The sequence below is a fragment of the Streptomyces asiaticus genome (genome assembly GCF_018138715.1).
Lineage (GTDB): Bacteria > Actinomycetota > Actinomycetes > Streptomycetales > Streptomycetaceae > Streptomyces > Streptomyces asiaticus.
The window spans coordinates 3,282,793-3,298,747 of the sequence record NZ_JAGSHX010000006.1; the positions used below are offsets into that span (position 1 = coordinate 3,282,793).

15 protein-coding genes and 1 pseudogene are annotated in these 15,955 nt (G+C 72.2%); 6 read left to right on the forward strand and 10 right to left on the reverse strand.

Going from position 1 to position 15,955, the window contains the following annotated elements:
- From KHP12_RS21130 to KHP12_RS21155, 6 genes are all read right to left on the reverse strand, one after another.
- Positions 1–873 (reverse strand): carbohydrate ABC transporter permease, encoded by an 873-nt coding sequence (locus KHP12_RS21130; protein ID WP_210609313.1) that lies wholly within the window; start codon positions 871–873, stop codon positions 1–3.
- The gene (locus KHP12_RS21135) at positions 870–1,832 is read right to left on the reverse strand and encodes a carbohydrate ABC transporter permease (protein ID WP_086880974.1); all 963 of its coding nucleotides are present in this window, start codon (positions 1,830–1,832) and stop codon (positions 870–872) included. Before KHP12_RS21135 ends, KHP12_RS21130 begins: the two co-directional genes overlap by 4 nt.
- Positions 1,829–3,118, reverse strand: coding sequence for an ABC transporter substrate-binding protein (locus tag KHP12_RS21140; RefSeq protein WP_086880973.1), 1,290 nt, complete (start codon positions 3,116–3,118; stop codon positions 1,829–1,831). The genes KHP12_RS21135 and KHP12_RS21140 overlap by 4 nt, the downstream gene beginning before the upstream one ends.
- 243 nt (positions 3,119–3,361) lie before the next feature.
- Complete coding sequence (locus KHP12_RS21145) at positions 3,362–4,111, reverse strand: cupin domain-containing protein (protein ID WP_086880972.1); 750 nt, start codon at positions 4,109–4,111, stop codon at positions 3,362–3,364.
- 5 nt (positions 4,112–4,116) lie between these two features.
- Complete coding sequence (locus tag KHP12_RS21150) at positions 4,117–5,064, reverse strand: DUF6807 domain-containing protein (protein ID WP_086880971.1); 948 nt, start codon at positions 5,062–5,064, stop codon at positions 4,117–4,119.
- A gap of 7 nt (positions 5,065–5,071) precedes the next feature.
- On the reverse strand, positions 5,072–6,229 hold the full coding sequence (locus tag KHP12_RS21155; RefSeq protein WP_086880970.1) for a Gfo/Idh/MocA family protein: 1,158 nt from the start codon (positions 6,227–6,229) through the stop codon (positions 5,072–5,074).
- Positions 6,230–6,528: 299 nt separating this feature from the next.
- Between KHP12_RS21155 and KHP12_RS21160 the strand changes: the two genes are divergently transcribed.
- Positions 6,529–7,578, forward strand: a complete 1,050-nt coding sequence (locus KHP12_RS21160) for a LacI family DNA-binding transcriptional regulator (protein WP_037953075.1) — start codon at positions 6,529–6,531, stop codon at positions 7,576–7,578.
- Between the two features lie 150 nt (positions 7,579–7,728).
- On the opposite strand, the gene KHP12_RS21165 is transcribed toward KHP12_RS21160, so the two are convergent.
- The 3 genes from KHP12_RS21165 to KHP12_RS21175 form a co-directional block, all read right to left on the reverse strand.
- The gene (locus KHP12_RS21165) at positions 7,729–8,019 is read right to left on the reverse strand and encodes a hypothetical protein (protein WP_211833462.1); all 291 of its coding nucleotides are present in this window, start codon (positions 8,017–8,019) and stop codon (positions 7,729–7,731) included.
- Positions 8,016–8,609 (reverse strand): hypothetical protein, encoded by a 594-nt coding sequence (locus KHP12_RS21170; RefSeq protein ID WP_086880968.1) that lies wholly within the window; start codon positions 8,607–8,609, stop codon positions 8,016–8,018. The genes KHP12_RS21165 and KHP12_RS21170 overlap by 4 nt, the downstream gene beginning before the upstream one ends.
- A gap of 167 nt (positions 8,610–8,776) precedes the next feature.
- The gene (locus tag KHP12_RS21175; RefSeq protein WP_211833464.1) at positions 8,777–10,165 is read right to left on the reverse strand and encodes a helix-turn-helix domain-containing protein; all 1,389 of its coding nucleotides are present in this window, start codon (positions 10,163–10,165) and stop codon (positions 8,777–8,779) included.
- A 97-nt stretch (positions 10,166–10,262) separates the two neighbouring features.
- Between KHP12_RS21175 and KHP12_RS21180 the strand changes: the two genes are divergently transcribed.
- The 4 genes and pseudogenes from KHP12_RS21180 to KHP12_RS51200 all read left to right on the forward strand — a co-directional run.
- On the forward strand, positions 10,263–11,213 hold the full coding sequence (locus tag KHP12_RS21180; protein ID WP_244202674.1) for a bifunctional helix-turn-helix transcriptional regulator/GNAT family N-acetyltransferase: 951 nt from the start codon (positions 10,263–10,265) through the stop codon (positions 11,211–11,213).
- A gap of 71 nt (positions 11,214–11,284) precedes the next feature.
- Positions 11,285–11,425: an RNA polymerase sigma factor gene (locus KHP12_RS21185; protein ID WP_308016958.1), complete on the forward strand. Its 141-nt coding sequence runs from the start codon at positions 11,285–11,287 to the stop codon at positions 11,423–11,425.
- Between the two features lie 177 nt (positions 11,426–11,602).
- Entirely contained in the window at positions 11,603–12,745 is a 1,143-nt protein-coding gene (locus KHP12_RS21190; protein ID WP_211834887.1) for a N5-glutamine methyltransferase family protein, read from the forward strand.
- A gap of 409 nt (positions 12,746–13,154) precedes the next feature.
- A pseudogene (locus KHP12_RS51200) lies at positions 13,155–13,799 on the forward strand (sugar phosphate isomerase/epimerase family protein); the annotation flags it as partial.
- On the opposite strand, the gene KHP12_RS21195 reads toward KHP12_RS51200, so the two are convergent.
- The gene (locus KHP12_RS21195) at positions 13,783–14,916 is read right to left on the reverse strand and encodes an EamA family transporter (RefSeq protein ID WP_211833466.1); all 1,134 of its coding nucleotides are present in this window, start codon (positions 14,914–14,916) and stop codon (positions 13,783–13,785) included. The pseudogene KHP12_RS51200 and the gene KHP12_RS21195 overlap by 17 nt on opposite strands.
- A 115-nt stretch (positions 14,917–15,031) precedes the next feature.
- On the opposite strand from KHP12_RS21195, the gene KHP12_RS21200 reads away from it, so the two are divergent.
- Positions 15,032–15,946: a LysR family transcriptional regulator gene (locus tag KHP12_RS21200; RefSeq protein WP_086883210.1), complete on the forward strand. Its 915-nt coding sequence runs from the start codon at positions 15,032–15,034 to the stop codon at positions 15,944–15,946.
- The last annotated feature ends 9 nt before the right edge of the window (positions 15,947–15,955 follow it).

Consider the following 15,955-nt stretch of genomic DNA (forward strand, 5'->3'; position numbering starts at 1 on the left):
TCATCCCTTCAGTCCGGAGCTCGCCATGCCCTCGACCAGGAACCGCTGGAAGGCGAGGAAGAAGAGCACGATGGGCAGCAGCGCGAAGACCGACATCGCGAACATCGGGCCGAAGGCCGACTGGCTGGAGGCGTCCACGAAGGACCGCAGGGCCAGGGTCAGGGTGAACTTCTCCGGCTCGAAGAGGTAGATGAGCTGGGTGAAGAAGTCGTTCCAGGTCCAGATGAAGGTGAAGATCGCGGTGGTGATCAGGGCGGGCCGGGTCAGCGGCAGGATGACGCTGAAGAACGAGCGGAACGGCCCGCAGCCGTCGATCCGCGCCGCCTCCTCCAGCTCACGCGGCAGTCCGCGCATGAACTGCACGATGAGGAAGACGAAGAAGGCGTCGGTGGCGAGGAACTTCGGCAGGATCATCGGCCAGTAGGTGTTCACCATGCCGAGTTGGTTGAAGATGATGTACTGCGGAATGAGGATGGCGTGGTGCGGCAGCATGATCGTCGCGATCATGAACGCGAAGAGCGGACCGCGCATCCGGAACCGCAGCCGCGCGAAGGCGTACGCGGCGAGCGAGCAGCTGATGACGTTGCCGAGCACCGCGCCGCACGCGATGAGCAGCGAGTTCCACAGCAGCCGTCCGACGCTGACCTCGTTGACCCCGTCCAGCGCGGTGGAGTAGTTGCCCCATTCGAAGTGGCTGGGCAGCAGCTTGAGGCTGGCGATGACCTCGTCGGCGGGTTTGAACGAGGTGGCCAGCAGCCAGGCCAGCGGATAGAGCATCACCAGCAGCATGGCGATCAGGCAGATGTGCAGCACGATCCGGCCGGTGGGACGCCGCCGCGCCGCCGGGGCGGTGGTGATCGGGGCGGTGGTCATCGGGCCCCCTCGTTGTTGTCGTTGGCGTAGAAGACCCAGGCCCGGGAGGTGCGGAAGAGCACCGCGGTGACGACCCCGATGGCCAGCAGCAGCGCCCACGCCATGGCGGAGGCGTAGCCCATGTGGGAGGCGGTGAAGCCGCGGTCGTAGAGGTAGAGCGTGTAGACGAGCGTGGAGTCTGCGGGTCCGCCCTTGCCCGCGCTGACCGCGAAGGCGGGGGTGAAGACCTGGAACGCCTGGATCATCTGGAGCACCAGGTTGAAGAAGAGCACCGGGGAGAGCATCGGGATGGTGATCGAGCGGAACTGCCGCCACCAGGAGGCCCCGTCCACCGCGGCCGCCTCGTAGAGCTCGGCGGGTATCTGCTGGAGCCCGGCCAGGAAGATCACCATGGGGGCGCCGAACTGCCAGATGGTGAGCAGCGCGACCGACAGGATGGCCCAGCCCGGTTTGTTGATCCAGCCGCCGATGTCGATGCCCATGCCCGAGAGCAGGTTGTCGACCGAGCCGCCGTCGTTGAAGATCGCCCGCCAGACCAGGGCGATGGACATCGACGCGCCGAGCAGCGAGGGGGCGTAGAACGCCGAGCGGTAGAAGCCCTTGCCGCGCTTGACCGACTTCAGGGCGATCGCGACGGCCAGTGCCAGCAGCAGCTGGAGCGGTACCGCGATCACGACGTAGGTCAGGGTGGTGATGACCGACCGCCAGTAGCGGGGGTCCTCGGTGAACATCTGGGTGTAGTTGCGGAAGCCGATCCACCGGGGCGCGTCGAACATGTCGTAGTCGGTGAACGACAGATACAGGGACACGGCCATGGGCAGCAGCGTCAGCACGGCGGCGCCGAGCACCCATGGGGACAGGAACACCCAGGCGGCCCCCTGCCGCTCGCGTTTCGCCGCCCGCTTGCCGCCGGTGGCGGGGGGCGCGGCGTCCGGGGGGCGGGTCGCGGTCGCGGTCATTGCCTCAGCTCCGCCTTCGCCTCGGTGATGTAGTTCTCCGCCGCCTCACGCGGCGACATGCGCTCGTAAGCGACCTGGTCGTAGTCGCGCGAGAAGGTGGACTGAAGGGAGGCGTCCCCTTTCGGCGGCGCGGGCGGCGGGTCCTTGAGCTTGCCCTCGAACTGCTTCTGGTAGGTGGAGATGACCTGGTCGAAGCCCTCCAGCTTGGGCAGTACGTCCTGCCGGATGGCGTCGTTGGCCGGGATGCCGCGGGTGGCGCCGAGAATGGCGCCCGCCTTCTTGTCGTTGAGCAGGAAGTCGATGAACTGGGCCGCCTGCTTGGGGTGTGCGGTCTCGGCCGAGGCGCCGAAGAACATCGACGGTTTGAAGTACTGCCCGGGGGTGCCGTCCTCGCCCACCGGCAGCGGCGCCAGCTTCAGCCCCTCGCCGACGATGGGCGCGTAGCCGCTGGTGGGCGCGTCCCAGTTGAAGTCGGATACGGACTTGAGCCGGCCCAGCGGGGTGTTCTCCACCGTTCCGTCCATCTGGGTGGTCTGCTCGGCGGGCACGACCGCGCCTTCCTTGCGGAGCTTGGTGCACCACTCCCAGTAGCGGGTCAGATCGTCGGCGGTGAAGCCGAGCTTCTCGTCCTTGGTGTAGAGGGCCTTGCCCCGGCTCCGCAGCCAGATCTCGAAGACGTCCTCGCTCTGGCCCGGGTCGGTGGAGCCCACCCGCCCCTGTGTCGCCTTGGACGCCGAGAGCTTGCGCATGGCGTCGGCCCAGTCGTTCCAGGTCCAGGTCAGGGTGGGCTCGGGGACGCCCGCCTTGTGCCACAGCGCGGCGTCGTACGCCACCGTCTCGGTGCCGCGGGCCACCGGCAGCGCGTACTGCCTGCCGTCGACCACCCCGGTGGCCAGCAGCCCCTTGTCGATCTCCGAGGTGCGCAGCTCGGGGTGTTCGCCGAGGTCCAGCAGGATGCCGGAGGTCGCGTACTGGTTGATCTGCCGGTAGTCCAGCTGCATCACATCGGGGGCGTCACCGCCCGCCGCCTGGGTGGCCAGCTTCGCCTTGTAGGTGTCGAAGCCCGCGAAGGACGTCGCGATGTCGATGTCCGGGTGGCGCTGCTCGAAGAGCTTGACGGCCTCCTCGGTGCGGGCGGCCCGGTCGGGATTTCCCCACCAGGTGAACCGCAGGCTGACCTTGCCGCCCGAGCCGCCGCCGCCATCGCCGCCGCAGCCCGTGAGGGTCCCTGCGAGCGTGAGCACAAGGGCCAGGGCGCAGGACGTCGTTGTCCTGTTTCCGCGCATACCGGAGCCGACCTCCTTCCATGATCATTTCGTTGAGCGTGCGTGGTGGTGCCCAAGCGCTCCGCCGGAAGCGTCGCAATGGGCCGTCGGCCGGCCGCGGCGCCGTCGTGGCTGGTCGCGCCCGCGCGGCGGAGCCGCATATCGATACAGCCCCGCGCCCCTTCGGGGCACCTCCCAGCGGTAGCCGGGGGCGCCGTGCCAGGTGTCGCGGGCCCGCGAAGGTCCGCCGGACATGGCCTACGGCTATTCGCCGTAGTACGGGAGCGTGACACCGGGCAGTTCGTACTCGTCCCGGCGGCCGCACATGCCGTAGCCGCCCCGGCGGCTGGGCCCGGTCGCGGTGACCCGCGCCTCGGCGAGGTGCGCGGGGTCGCCCGCGGCGAGCGCGGTGAGCTGCTCACCGGTACGCCGCGCTGCGGCCAGCGCCCCGTCCCGCCAGCGCGGCTCCCACTCCTTCACCTTGGGCGCCACGATCCGCGCCGCCGCCTCGTGGAAGGCGCGCAGCGGTGCGTCGTCGCCCTTCTCGGCGGCGGCCCGCAGCGTCAGATAGCCCTCGATCGCGAGGTCCCGGCGGCGCCGGGCGGCCGCGTCGGCCTCCGGCCCCTCCTTGGCGGGCAGCGCGGCGGCGGCCGCGTAGCGCTCGGGGTCGGCGAGCACCTCGGGCGGGAAGGTGAAGACGGCGTCCCCGGCCTCCGGCAGCCCGCTGTTCTGCATCAGCACGGTCACCTTGAGGCCGCCGCCCTGCACCATGCGGTGGATGGTGCCGGGGGTGAACCACACCACCGAGCCCGGCTCCAGCGGGGTCTCGGTGAAGCCGTCCGCGAGGGTCAGGGTCTGCACGGCGCCGCGTCCGGCGGTGACCACATACGCCTCGGTGCAGGCGAGATGGAGATGGGGGCTGCCGCCGCACACCCCGTCGGCGGCCTCCCACTCGTACGCGCTGATGTGGGAGAGCCCCACACCGCCCGGCAGCGGGGCGGACATCGCGTTCATCGCGCTCACCAGCCGTGGTTCTTGAGGTAGTGCTCCGCCTGCGCCCGGTCCCAGGCGCCGTCCGCGACCACCACCCGGTAGCGGTAGCCGAAGGACTCACCCGGCGGAAGCTCGAACTCCTCGAAGAACGCCCAGGAGGGGGCCACCGAGGGAATCGGCTCGGAGCGCACGAACCAGTGGGAGGCGTGGATGGATTCGGCGTTCTCCGGGGCGTGGGCGAACAGCAGCGTGGAGTGCCCGTCCACGTCGTCGTGCTCACCGATGAAGGCGACCCAGGGGGCGTCGGCGGCCGGGGTGCCCATCAGGTCCGACGCGCCCTTCTCGCCGTCGCCGCCGCGCCCGTCCGGGCCGATGACATCGCCGCCGGTGAAGTCGCGCGGGCCGCGCCAGTTGAGCCCGGTGTACCCGGCCATCTCCCGGCCCGCGGTGGTCGGGGAGCCGAAGTGCAGGGCCTCGCCGCGGACGTTGGTGAGGTGGATGGACCAGTCCAGGGCCCAGGTGCCCTCGTCCGGCTCCACCGAGTGGAGTTCGATGGTGCGCCGCTCCCGCGCCCACTCCTGGCCGCCGTTCTCGACCCAGGTGAGGGTCTCCACGAAGCGCAGCCGGTCGTCGGCGACGGTGAACTCCTCGAAGCCGTCGTGGCGCATCGAGCCGACGCGCTCCTCGACCCGCTGGTAGCCCTGGTCGGGGCCGAGGTAGGAGTTGCCGCCCCAGAAGTTCTGGCCGGACAGATGGCTGGAGGTCATCTGGAGGCCCTTGTGCCAGCGGTGGTCGTTCGGACGGTAGCCGGAGACCGGGTTCCCGGCGAGGGTGCGCAGCGGGTGGGCGTAGGGCTTACGGGCCTCGAAGGCGTCCGGGTCGGGCCGGTAGACGTAGGCCATCAGCTCGACTCCGGCGGCGGCGACCGAAATCCGTTCGCCGTGGGTGTGGGTGACGGTGATGCGCTGGGTCATGGCGGCCTCAGCTCTCCTTCGTGGTGGCGGTCGCTGCCTTCGGCGCCCATGCGGGGTGGTCGCCGTGCATGGCGTCGTAGTACGGGTCCCCGGGCACGATCTCGCCCGCGCGCACGGGCCGCCCGGTGAAGGCAGCCTTGTAGAGCGCGGCGATGAACTCGAGGGTGCGGCGGGCGTCCTGTCCGCTGCCGGGCGGCCGTACGCCGTCGCGCATCGCGTCCAGCAGCCCGGTCAGCTGGGCCCCGTGGGAGCTGGGCAGATCGGCGGCCGGGGTGCGCCAGCGGCGCTGCCGGTCGGGCTCGTCGCGGACGTGCGGAGCGGGGGTGTAGACCCAGTCGTCGTTGCGGTGGCCGTAGAGGTGGGTCAGCTCGACGGTGGCGTCGGCGCAGTCGATGCGGATCCGGCTGACCTCGTCGGGCGAGAGCACGCTGTTGACGACGGTGGCCATGGCGCCGCTCTCGAACCGCACCAGCGCGGTGGAGACGTCCTCGCTCTCCACCGCGTGGACCAGCCGTCCGGCCATGCCGCGGATCTCGGTCCAGTCGCCGAGGAGGTGGAGCAGCAGATCCATCTGGTGGATGCCGTGGCCCATGGAGGGGCCGCCGCCCTCGGTCTCCCAGCGGCCGCGCCACGGTACCGCGTAGTAGGCGGTGTCGCGGTGCCAGGTGGTCTGGCAGTGGGCCACCAGCGGCTGTCCCAGGGCGCCCTCGGCCAGCAGCTCGCGGGCGTGGACGGCGCCCGAGCCGTAGCGGTGCTGGAAGACCACCGAGGCGTACGGGCCGCCCGCCTCCTTCTCGGCCCCGGCTATCTCGTCGTACTCGGCGAGCGTGAGGCACAGCGGCTTCTCGCACAGCACCCAGGCGCCGGCCTCGAGGGCGGCCACCGTCTGCTCGCGGTGCAGGGAGGGCGGGGTGCCGATGAGGACCAGATCGGGGTGCTCGGCCTCCAGCATGGCGGCCACATCGGAGTAGCCGGTGACGTCGAAGGTGCCGCCCTCGGCCGCCGCGGCGCGGAAGGCGTCAAGGCGGTCCGCGGCCACGTCGACGGCGGCGACGAGGTCGACACGGTCGGCGTGATCACGCAGTGCGGGCAGATGGCTGCCGCTGACGATTCCTCCGGTGCCGACCACTGCGGCACGGATACGGGCGGTGGCTGCTGCGGCCATGGGCTGAGGTCTCCTCGCCGTCGCCTCGGGTAAGCGCTTGCTGGGGAGGACCCTAGGCATGGTCCGGATGACAGGACAAGACCCTGGAGTGCGGAATCGCGCCGCTCATGGAGTGAGAGCCTGTGTCATATCCCCGGCCGGATCAGCGTGCGGCGTCAGGGGGCACCTCCCAGCGGTAGCTGGGGGAGCGTGCCAGGCGTCGCACGCCCGGCCGGGGATATGACACAGGCTCTGAGAGCATGGAGGCGCCCAACCAGCGCGCACGGTGTCCCAGAAGGTGACCACCCAACGGAGGAAATATGGCAGTGACCCTGGCCGATGTGGCGGCACGGGCTCGGGTCTCGGCGGCCACCGTGTCGCGCGTCCTGAGCGGCAACTACCCGGTCGCGGAGTCGACCCGGACCCGGGTGCTGCGTGCGGTCGACGAGCTGGAGTACGTGGTCAACGGCCCGGCAAGCGCTCTCGCCGCCGCCACGTCCGATCTGGTCGGGGTGCTCGTCAACGACATCGCGGACCCCTTCTTCGGGATCATCGCGGGCGCCGTCCAGGCCGAAATGGTCACCCCGGCCGGGGAGTCGGGCCGGGGCGGCGAGAAGCTCGCGGTCATCTGCAACACCGGTGGCTCGCCCGAGCGCGAGCTCAACTACCTGACCCTGCTCCAGCGGCAGCGCGCGGCCGCCGTCGTGCTCACCGGCGGCGCGGTCGAGCACCCGGACCACGCCGCCGCCGTGGCCACCAAGGCGTCCCGGCTGGCCGCGTCCGGCACCCGGGTGGTGCTGTGCGGCCGCCCGCCGATCGAGGACGCCACCACCCTCGCCTTCGACAACCGCGGCGGCGCCCGCCGGCTCACCGAGCATCTGCTGACCCTCGGCCACCGCCGGATCGGCTATGTGGCGGGCCCCGCCGAGCGCACCACGACCCGCCACCGGCTGGAGGGCCACCGGGCGGCGCTGGCCGCCGCCGGGGTGGACCAGGACGCGGAGCGGCTGACCGTCCACGGCCTGTACGACCGCGCCTCCGGCTATGACGCGACCCTCGAACTGCTGCGCCGCGACCGGAGCCTGACCGCCATAGTCGCCGCCAACGACACCATCGCGCTCGGCGTCTGCGCGGCCCTGCGCGACCAGGGGCTGCGGATCCCCGAGGACGTCTCGGTGGCGGGCTTCGACGACCTCCCGTTCAGCGCGGACGCGGTCCCGGCCCTCACCACGATGCGGCTGCCGCTGCACGAGGCGGGCGCGCGGGCCGGGCGGCTGGCCCTGGGCCGCGAGCCGCAGCCGCCGGGCGGGGTGGCGATGGTCCGCGCCGAACTGATGGCCCGCGCCTCGACGGCCCCGCCGCGCGGCTGAGCAATGCACTCCGTGCGGCGCGGGTTTCCTGTGCGCGGGTTTCCTGTGCGCGGGGCTTCTCTGCACGGGGCTCCTCTGCACGAGGCTACGAGGGGTGGGCCACCGGCGCCGTCACTCCGGTGGGGCCCGGAGCCCAGTAGCCCACCCCGGCTATGCGCCGGTCCGCTGGCGGGGCGCGCGGATCGCCGGATGGTCGCCGTCCGGCGGGGTGGGGCGCTGTGCGGCGCGGGCCGCCTCGCACGAGGGGGCGCAGACGTACAGCCGGTACGTCTCGGTGACGCTGCCGTAGTCCACCTCCACCGTGCAGATCGGCCGGTCCGCGTAGAGGCGTGCCGCGCACAGGGCGCAGTTCCAGCCCTGGAGCTGGCCGAAGACCCACCTCCGGCCCGGGGTCCGCAGTTCCGCTATCCGCTCCCGCTCGGTGTGCTCGTCCTCCGTCACCGGGTGTGCCCCCGTTCGCGGGCTCGGCGCATGGCGGCGGCCTCGGCGAGCGGGTCGCGCCGGTGGGCCAGGGCGTGGGTCGGGCAGGCGTACACCGTGCGGCCGGGTCCACTGCCGCCGTGCTGGACGTCCACGATGACGGGCTCGTCGGTGGGCAGCTCGCAGCGGTAGCAGGTCTGGCGCCCCTGTGGGATGGGGCCGAGTTCGACGCGGTCGGCCTCGGCCAGCGCTCCCCACAGCTTCCAGGCGTCGGTCAGGTAGTGGTCGACCGAGAGCGGCACGCGCCAGTGGGTGCCGGGCGGCGTGGTCCAGGAGTTGGGCGGTACGCCGAGGTAGGTGCACTCGTCCGCCAGCTCGGTCAGGACCCGCACCTGCCGCAGATGCCAGCTCGTGGCCGAGCCCACCGCGACGAGCCAGTACAGGGTGCCGTACTTGTCCTGGATGACGGCGCCGTTATCGTCGCCGAGGAGCTTTAAGGCACGTTCCCCGACGGTCGGCGCGGCTCTTACGGCGTCCCACCACTTGCCTGCGGGTAACGCCTGGACATCTGTGGCGGGCGGCGGTGTCCACGGTAAGGCTCTGGTCGTCACGTCGGGCTCCCCTGCTGATCTGCGAGGGGCGGCGCCGAACAGGTTCCTGGCGGGAGCGAGGGTCGACGCCGCCTCGATGCGGATCACGCTAGGTGTGCGCGCAGTCGCAGCCCAGTGACGAAGTGCCGTAGTCCAGCCTCAGTTTTCGGCGGGACTACAGCACTTGTTCATGCCGCCGGGTCCACGCCCAGCCGCACCGCGAGCTTTCGCAGGTCTCGGTCGCGGCGCCGCTCGGTCTCCAGCAGTCCGCCCACTGTCGAGGCGGCGAGCATCTGATGGGTCAGCCACTCAGGATGCTCCTCGTCGAGGGTGAGCAGCACATCGCGGGCTCCCTCGTCGTCATGCGTCTGGTAGCGGGCGAATGCCAGATCCAGCCGGTGCCTGGCGCGCGAGATCTTCCACGGCAGCTCATCCACGTTGACCCCACTGGCTGTGGCCAAAGCCTTGTCCGGATGGCCGAGCGACACCTGAACGGTGGTGGCCTGCATGCCCACACTCGCCGGACCGAAGGCGGTGCCTCGCACCCGTACCGGCCCGGACAGTGCGGCCGCCGCCTCCGCCTGCCTGAGGAAGGTGAGCGCGTCATCCTTCGCACTGTCGGACTCATCGCGGTTCGCCCGTGCTGCCGAGACGGCACCGGACAGCAGCAGGATCCCGAACATCGCGAACTTCTCGGGGCTGCGGTCGGAGAACCGCGGCTCGATCTCGGCCGCCCTGCGGGTCGCGACCTGCTGGGCATCGCTCCATCGGCCTTGCCGCAGGAGTACAAGCGAAAGCGTCGAGACGGCGAGAGCGTGCCGCAGCTCGTCGCTGGCGCGCGCCGTGGCATGCATGGCTCGCTCCACCGCGGTGTAGGCCAGATCGGTCTGCCCCAACTGCGCGGCCACGTCGGCGACGATGATGTGCGCGGCAGCGGACATCGACCACACCGTGTCGTGGTCGAGGCCGCCCTCGGCCTCGCGGGTGGCCGCCTTCAGATCGGTCACGAGCGCGGGCAGCATGCCGACCAGGTCGGTGAACTGGCCGAGCCGATAGTGCCTCTGGGCCTGCTCCATGACCGGGCGGAGATCGTCCGGGCCGGGCGCGTCACTGTCCGTGCCGCACAGGTCCAGCCCTGGCAGATCGCTCGGGGCCTGGATGGCGGCCCGCAACGCGATGACTCCGCCGTCGGGCGCGAGGGATTGCGTCATGGTGGGCTGGCCCAGCAGGCGGGCGAGCTCGATATCGAGTGCGCCCGCCAGCTTCTGGTACGTGGCGATTCTTGCTCCCCGCTGGGTGCCCTGCTCCAACCTGCGGATGGTGTCGACGGACACGTCGGCACGGTCGGCGAGTTGCTCTTGCGTGAGGTCGCGAATGTCGCGAAGTCGGGCCAGTCGATTACCAACGGACAGATCAGTCATGCGATACACCACCGCCAGAAGGTCTTTGGGCCACGGTACGCCCGGAGGGGGCGCCGTGGGAGCCCAGCAGGCATCGGGCACCCGAAGGAGCCCCTCGCCCGCCCCGCGGGCCGGGACGAACTCGAAGCGCGTTGGCGTTGCGGTCGCCGCCGACATCCGCCTCCCCTGGGACGGGGTCCCCCCTTCCCAAATACTTGATCTGACGCAACTATGAGGTCAAGCAAAATCGACACAGGGGTACGGAGGGTGCCGGATGGAGCCGCGCGACGATCTCGACCTGGCCGTGGACGAGGTCCGCGACTTCAACCGCATGTACACCCGCCTGATCGGCGTCCTCGACTACCCCGGGCAGCTCAACACCCCGTACACGCTCGGCGAGGCCCGCATCCTCTACGAGCTGGCCCAGCGCGAGCGCACCCATGTCTCGGCGCTCCGGGAGCACCTGGGGGTCACCGCCGCGCATCTGAGCCGGACGCTGAGCCGGTTCGAGGAGCGCGGGCTGGTGACGCGCGAGCGCCACCACCGCGACGCCCGCTTCCAGGAGGTGCTGCTCACCACGGAGGGCCGGGCGGCGGCGGAGGACCTGGACCGGCGCTCGCGGGAGGCGGTGACCGGACTGCTGGCCAAGGTCCCCCGGAACGAGCTGGGGCGGCTGCGGGAGGCGCTGGCCACCGCCCGGGGCGTGTTCACCGGCCCGGCCGAACCCGAGGTGCGGCTGCGCGGATTGGAGCCGGGGGACCTGGGCTGGATCGTGCAGCGCCACGGCGCCGTGTACGCCCGGGAGTTCGGGTGGAACGCCGAGTTCGAGGCCCTGGTGGCCCGGATCGTCGGGGAGTTCGGCGCGAGCCATGACCCGGCCCGTGAGCGGGCGTGGATCGCGGAGCTCGACGGCCGCCCCGTCGGATCGGTGATGTGCGTACGGGACGAGCGGCCCGATACGGCCCGGCTGCGGCTGCTGCTCGTGGAGCCGGAGGCGCGCGGGCGGCGGCTCGGCGAGCGGCTGGTGGGCACGTGCATCGACTTCGCGCGCGAGGCGGGCTACCGCGAGCTGGTGCTGTGGACCAACGATGTCCTGACCTCCGCCCGCCGGATCTATGAGCGGGCCGGGTTCGAGCTGATCGCCGAGAAGCGGCACGGGGGCTACGGGTCGCCGCTGGTCGGCCAGGACTGGCGGCTGGCGCTGCGGGAGGCCGCGCGGGGCTGAGAGCCTGTGGGCGCGGCCCGGTGTGACGCGGATCACCAGCAGCGCGGTGCGCGCGGCGGACAGGGAGCAGTGTGGAGACTTCACTGCGCGCACGTGTGCGGTCCGGAGATCCGGATGCCTTCGGGCAGCTCTTCGACGAGCACGCCTCGGTGATCTACCGGCACGCCGTCCGGCTGACCGGCGACCGGGTCATGGCCGAGCTGAGCAGGTGACGCGGCGTCGCCCAGGCCGGAAAACCGCTCGCGCGGAGGGCCCGGTACCGGAAGGATCGGCGCACACACACCGGCCCGTACCGCACCCGGGCATCGCACGGGCGCCGTACGGACGACGCATCCGTGCAGCGTGCTCGCGGCGCGCGTCGGAACGGCACAAGAGCAAAGGGCGTACCCCTGAGTACCCAGCAGGTCATCGAGTGGACCGAGGACGGCCGGACCCGTACCGCCCAGTGGCGCTCCGAGAGCGGCACGCCGCCGCCCCGCCGGGTCGCGACCGCGGACGACCGGATGCCCGCCGACACCGCCCACCGCCTCGTCTGCGAGGGCACCGCGCTGCTGTGGCGCGGCGACTACCAGGGCGCCCGCCAGCTGCTGACGGCGCTGGCGCGCCGGGTCGACCGGGGCCCGCGCCGGGCCAAGGAGCGGCGGCCACCGGCGGCGTCCCCGGCCGAGGCGTTCCACCGGCACCGCCAGGCCCAGTCCCGGCGGGCCCGGCTGCTGGGGATGGTGCTGGTGCCGCTGGACGCGGACTTCGGCGTTCCGCTGCGCCGGGCGCCGGACGTACGGCAGGCGTGCGCCGAGGCGTACGGCCCGGCGCAAGGCCCCTCGGTGGTCTCGCTCCGCGAGTTGCTCGGGCTGATCGGCGCGCATGAGTGGCGGGAGAAGGGCGTCGAGGTGCGGGCGCTGGGCGGGGACCGCGTCCATCCGCACTACGGCGTCTTCTCGCCGGTGCGCGGCGAGTACGTCGACCTGGTGGCCGAGGCCCCGCTGCCGTCGCACGAGCTGGCCTTCGACATCGGCACCGGAACCGGCGTCCTGGCCGCCGTCCTCGCCCGGCGCGGCATCGAGCGGGTGGTGGCCACCGACCAGGACGCGCGGGCGCTGGTGTGCGCCCGGGAGAACGTGGCCCGGCTGGGCCTGGCCGAGCGGGTCGAGGTGGTCGAGACCGACCTCTTCCCGCCGGGCCGCGCCCCGCTGGTGGTCTGCAACCCGCCCTGGGTCCCGGCCCGGCCCTCCTCACCGCTCGAATACGCCGTCTACGACCCGTCCGGCCGTATGCTGCACGGCTTCCTGAACGGGCTGGCCGGGCATCTGACCCCCGGCGGCGAGGGCTGGCTGATCCTCTCCGACCTCGCCGAACACCTCGGACTGCGGCCGCGCGCCGAACTCCTGACCGCCTTCGACACGGCGGGCCTGACGGTCCTGGACCGGCTGGACGTCCGCCCCGTCCACCCCCGCGCTTTCGACCCCACCGACCCCCTCCACTCGGCCCGCGCGGCGGAGGTGACGTCGCTGTGGCGCCTGACGGCCGGGTGAGCGGCCCTCAGCCACCAGAGGAAGGCGTCCCCCGGACGGGCGCACCGGGGGCTCGCCATCCAGCCCCTCCGGCGTCTGAGGAGCGGGGTATGAGACGGAGCCGCACCTCCCAGCCCCTCCGGCGATTGAGGAGCGGGGTCTGGGGCGGAGCCCCAGTTGAGGGAAGGGGCGGGTAGGGGAAAGCAGCCCGCCGCAGGCGTACGCGTACCGCCGGACGCCTCGTAGGCGCACGACGGCCGGATCCGTCCGACAAGACACGCCGCAGGCGTGATCGGCCCGGCAGGATTGATTCGGCTCACGCCCCTGCTTAGCGTCCCGGATGAAGGGCAAGAAGATCCCCACGTCCCGCACGACCCCTACCAAGGGAGCCCGTATGAAGCTCGCCTTCTCCACCCTCGGCGTCCCCGGTATGCCCGTGCCCGACGTGGCCCGGCTCGCCGCCGGGGCCGGGTATCACGGCGTCGAGCTGCGCGCCCACCCCGAGGAACCGGTGCACCCGGGGATCGGGGTGGACGAACGGGCCCGGGTGGCGGCGGAGTTCCGGGACGCCGGGGTCGAGATCCTCACCGTCGCCGGATATGTGCGCGCCGCCCAGGCCGGGCCGGACGAGCCGGTGCTGACCGGGCTCGGGGAGCTGCTGGAGCTCGCCCACGACCTGGGCGCCCGCAATGTCCGGGTCTTCCCCGGCGGCGGGGAGCAGAGCGCCGAGGAGGCCGACGCCACGGCCGCCCGGCGGCTCGCCGCGGCCGCGCCCCGCGCCGCCGACCTCGGCGTACGGCTGCTGCTCGAGACCCACGACTCGCACCGGACGGGCGCGGACGCGGCCCGGGTCCTCGGGCTCGTGGGCCATGGCAGCGTGGGGGCGATCTGGGATGTGATGCACACCTGGCTGGGCGGCGAGGACCCGGCCACCAGCTATCCGGCGCTCTTCGCGCATCTGGGGTACGTCCAGGTCAAGGACATCGCCTCGGCCGAGGACACCACCCCGCTGCCGCTGGGCGAGGGGGTGCTGCCGCTGACCGAGTGCGTGGAGCTGCTCAGCCGCGAAGGCTGGGACGGCTGGCTGTGCTGGGAGTACGAGAAGCGGTGGTATCCGCAGGCGCGAGCGTTCCCGGAGCTGCTGGCCCCGGGCCGGGAGCATCTGCTGCGGCTGCTCGCCGACGCGGCCTGAGCCCGGGGCTCGGAGTCTCCCTCGGCCCGTCGTGACCGTTCGGCTCGGTCGACTCGGGCGACTCGGGCGACTCGGACGACTCGGGCGACTCGGGCGGCTCGGACGACTCGGCGTGGCGGCGCGCCCCCAGCCGCATCCGGCTCAGCCTCCCGGCCGGGAGCGACGTCAGCGCCACGCCGCCCACCAGCAGCGCCGCCGCCAGCCAGCGCGCCGCGCTGATGCCCTCCCCCAGCACCAGCGCCGCCGAGGACATCCCGAAGACCGGCACCAGCAGCGAGAACGGGGCGACCGCCGAGGCGTCGTAAGTGCGCAGCAGAAAGCCCCAGACCCCGAAACCGAACACCGTGGTGACCCAGGCGACATAGACGATCGCGCCCACCCCGGCCCAGTCGAGCCGGCTCAGCGCGTCCAGATCGGGCCGCGCGCCCTCGAACATCAGCGAGAGCAGGAGCAGCGGCAGCACCGGCACCAGGCTCACCCACACCATGAAGTTCAGGGCGTCGGGCGGCGCCGCCTTGCGGGTGAGGACGTTGGAGACACCCCAGAAGGCCGCCGCCGCCACGACGAGGACGAAGCCGAGAAGCGGCCCCGAGGTGCCCTCGTCCACGGCGGCCACCGCGATCCCGGCGAGGGCGACGGCCATGCCCAGCAGCCGCCGCCGGCCGGGGCGTTCGGCGAGGAAGACGGCCGCGAACAGCGCCGTGAACACCGCCTGGATCTGGAGCACCAGCGAGGACAGCCCGGCGGGCATCCCCTCGTGCATCCCGATGAACAGCAGCCCGAACTTCGCCACGCCCAGGGCCAGCCCCACCCCCAGGATCCATCGCCAGGCGACCCTCGGCGGGCCGACCAGGAAGACGGCGGGCAGCGCGGCCACCAGGAACCGCAGGGCGCAGAAGAGCAGGGGCGGGAAGTGGTCGAGGCCCACCTCGATGACCACGAAGTTGACCCCCCACAGGGCCGTGACCAGCACGGCGAGGGCTATGTGCACAGGTCGCATGGGTTGCGTTGATCGCATGCGTCGAGGATCGGTCGCCCGGACCTTGTAGCACCAGCGCGGATGTCTTCATGCTTGGATGCAGTAACGGTTAAAGGTGCGAGGAAGGGGCCGAACTGTGCTGGATCTGGGTCGACTGCGGGCTCTGCACGCGGTGTCCGTGCACGGCTCGGTCAGCGCCGCCGCGATCGCGCTCGGCTACACCCCGTCCGCCGTGTCGCAGCAGATCGCCAAGTTGGAACGGGAGACCCGGACGGCCCTGCTGGAGCGGCAGGGCCGGGGCATCGCGCTGACCGACGCGGCCCGGCATCTGGCCGCCACCGCCCAGCAGTTGCTCGCCATCGTCGAGGAGGCCGAGACCACGCTGGAGGAGCGGCGCGGACAGCCGACCGGCCGGCTGGTGATCGGCGCCTTCGCCTCGGCGGCGCGCGGGCTGATGCCCGTGGTGCTGGCCGCGCTCAGGGCCGAACACCCCTCCCTGGACGCCCGGTTGCTCGAAGTGGACCCGCATCTGTCGGTTGACCTGGTGGCGCAGGGGGTCATCGACCTGGCGGTGGCCCATGACTGGGACATCGCCCCGCTGCCCGCCCCGGAGGGTCAGGAACGGGCGGTCATCGGGGAGGATCTGTGCGATCTGCTCGTCCCGGCCGGACATCCGCTGGCCCGGGTGGCCGCACGGCGCCCGCTGCGCCGCGAGGACCTGCCGGGCCGGCGGTGGATCTGCCAGCCGCCGGGGTCGGTGTGCCACGACTGGCTGGTCCGTACGCTGCGCGCCTCGGGCCATGAGCCGGACCTGGCGTACCAGGCGGCGGAGAACCACACCCAGATCGCCCTGGTGGCGGCCGGTCTCGGCGTCGCGCTCATGCCGCGTCTTGGCCGCGGTCCGCTGCCGGACGGGGTGCTGGCGCTGTCCCTGGAGCCGGTCCCGGTACGGCGGCTGTACGCCCTGTGGCGCCCGGGTGCGGCCCGCCGCCCCGCCATCACCGAGACGGTGCGGCTCCTGGGCGACCTCTGGCCGCGCCGCACGGGCTGAGCACACCAC

Coding starts and splice junctions, on each gene's coding strand:
- KHP12_RS21130 (WP_210609313.1), bottom strand. CDS start 873: ATGACCACCGCCCCGATCACCACCGCCCCGGCGGCGCGGCGGCGTCCC.
- KHP12_RS21135 (WP_086880974.1), bottom strand. CDS start 1,832: ATGACCGCGACCGCGACCCGCCCCCCGGACGCCGCGCCCCCCGCCACC.
- KHP12_RS21140 (WP_086880973.1), bottom strand. CDS start 3,118: ATGCGCGGAAACAGGACAACGACGTCCTGCGCCCTGGCCCTTGTGCTC.
- KHP12_RS21145 (WP_086880972.1), bottom strand. CDS start 4,111: ATGAACGCGATGTCCGCCCCGCTGCCGGGCGGTGTGGGGCTCTCCCAC.
- KHP12_RS21150 (WP_086880971.1), bottom strand. CDS start 5,064: ATGACCCAGCGCATCACCGTCACCCACACCCACGGCGAACGGATTTCG.
- KHP12_RS21155 (WP_086880970.1), bottom strand. CDS start 6,229: ATGGCCGCAGCAGCCACCGCCCGTATCCGTGCCGCAGTGGTCGGCACC.
- KHP12_RS21160 (WP_037953075.1), top strand. CDS start 6,529: ATGGCAGTGACCCTGGCCGATGTGGCGGCACGGGCTCGGGTCTCGGCG.
- KHP12_RS21175 (WP_211833464.1), bottom strand. CDS start 10,165: ATGTCGGCGGCGACCGCAACGCCAACGCGCTTCGAGTTCGTCCCGGCC.
- KHP12_RS21180 (WP_244202674.1), top strand. CDS start 10,263: ATGGAGCCGCGCGACGATCTCGACCTGGCCGTGGACGAGGTCCGCGAC.
- KHP12_RS21195 (WP_211833466.1), bottom strand. CDS start 14,916: ATGCGACCTGTGCACATAGCCCTCGCCGTGCTGGTCACGGCCCTGTGG.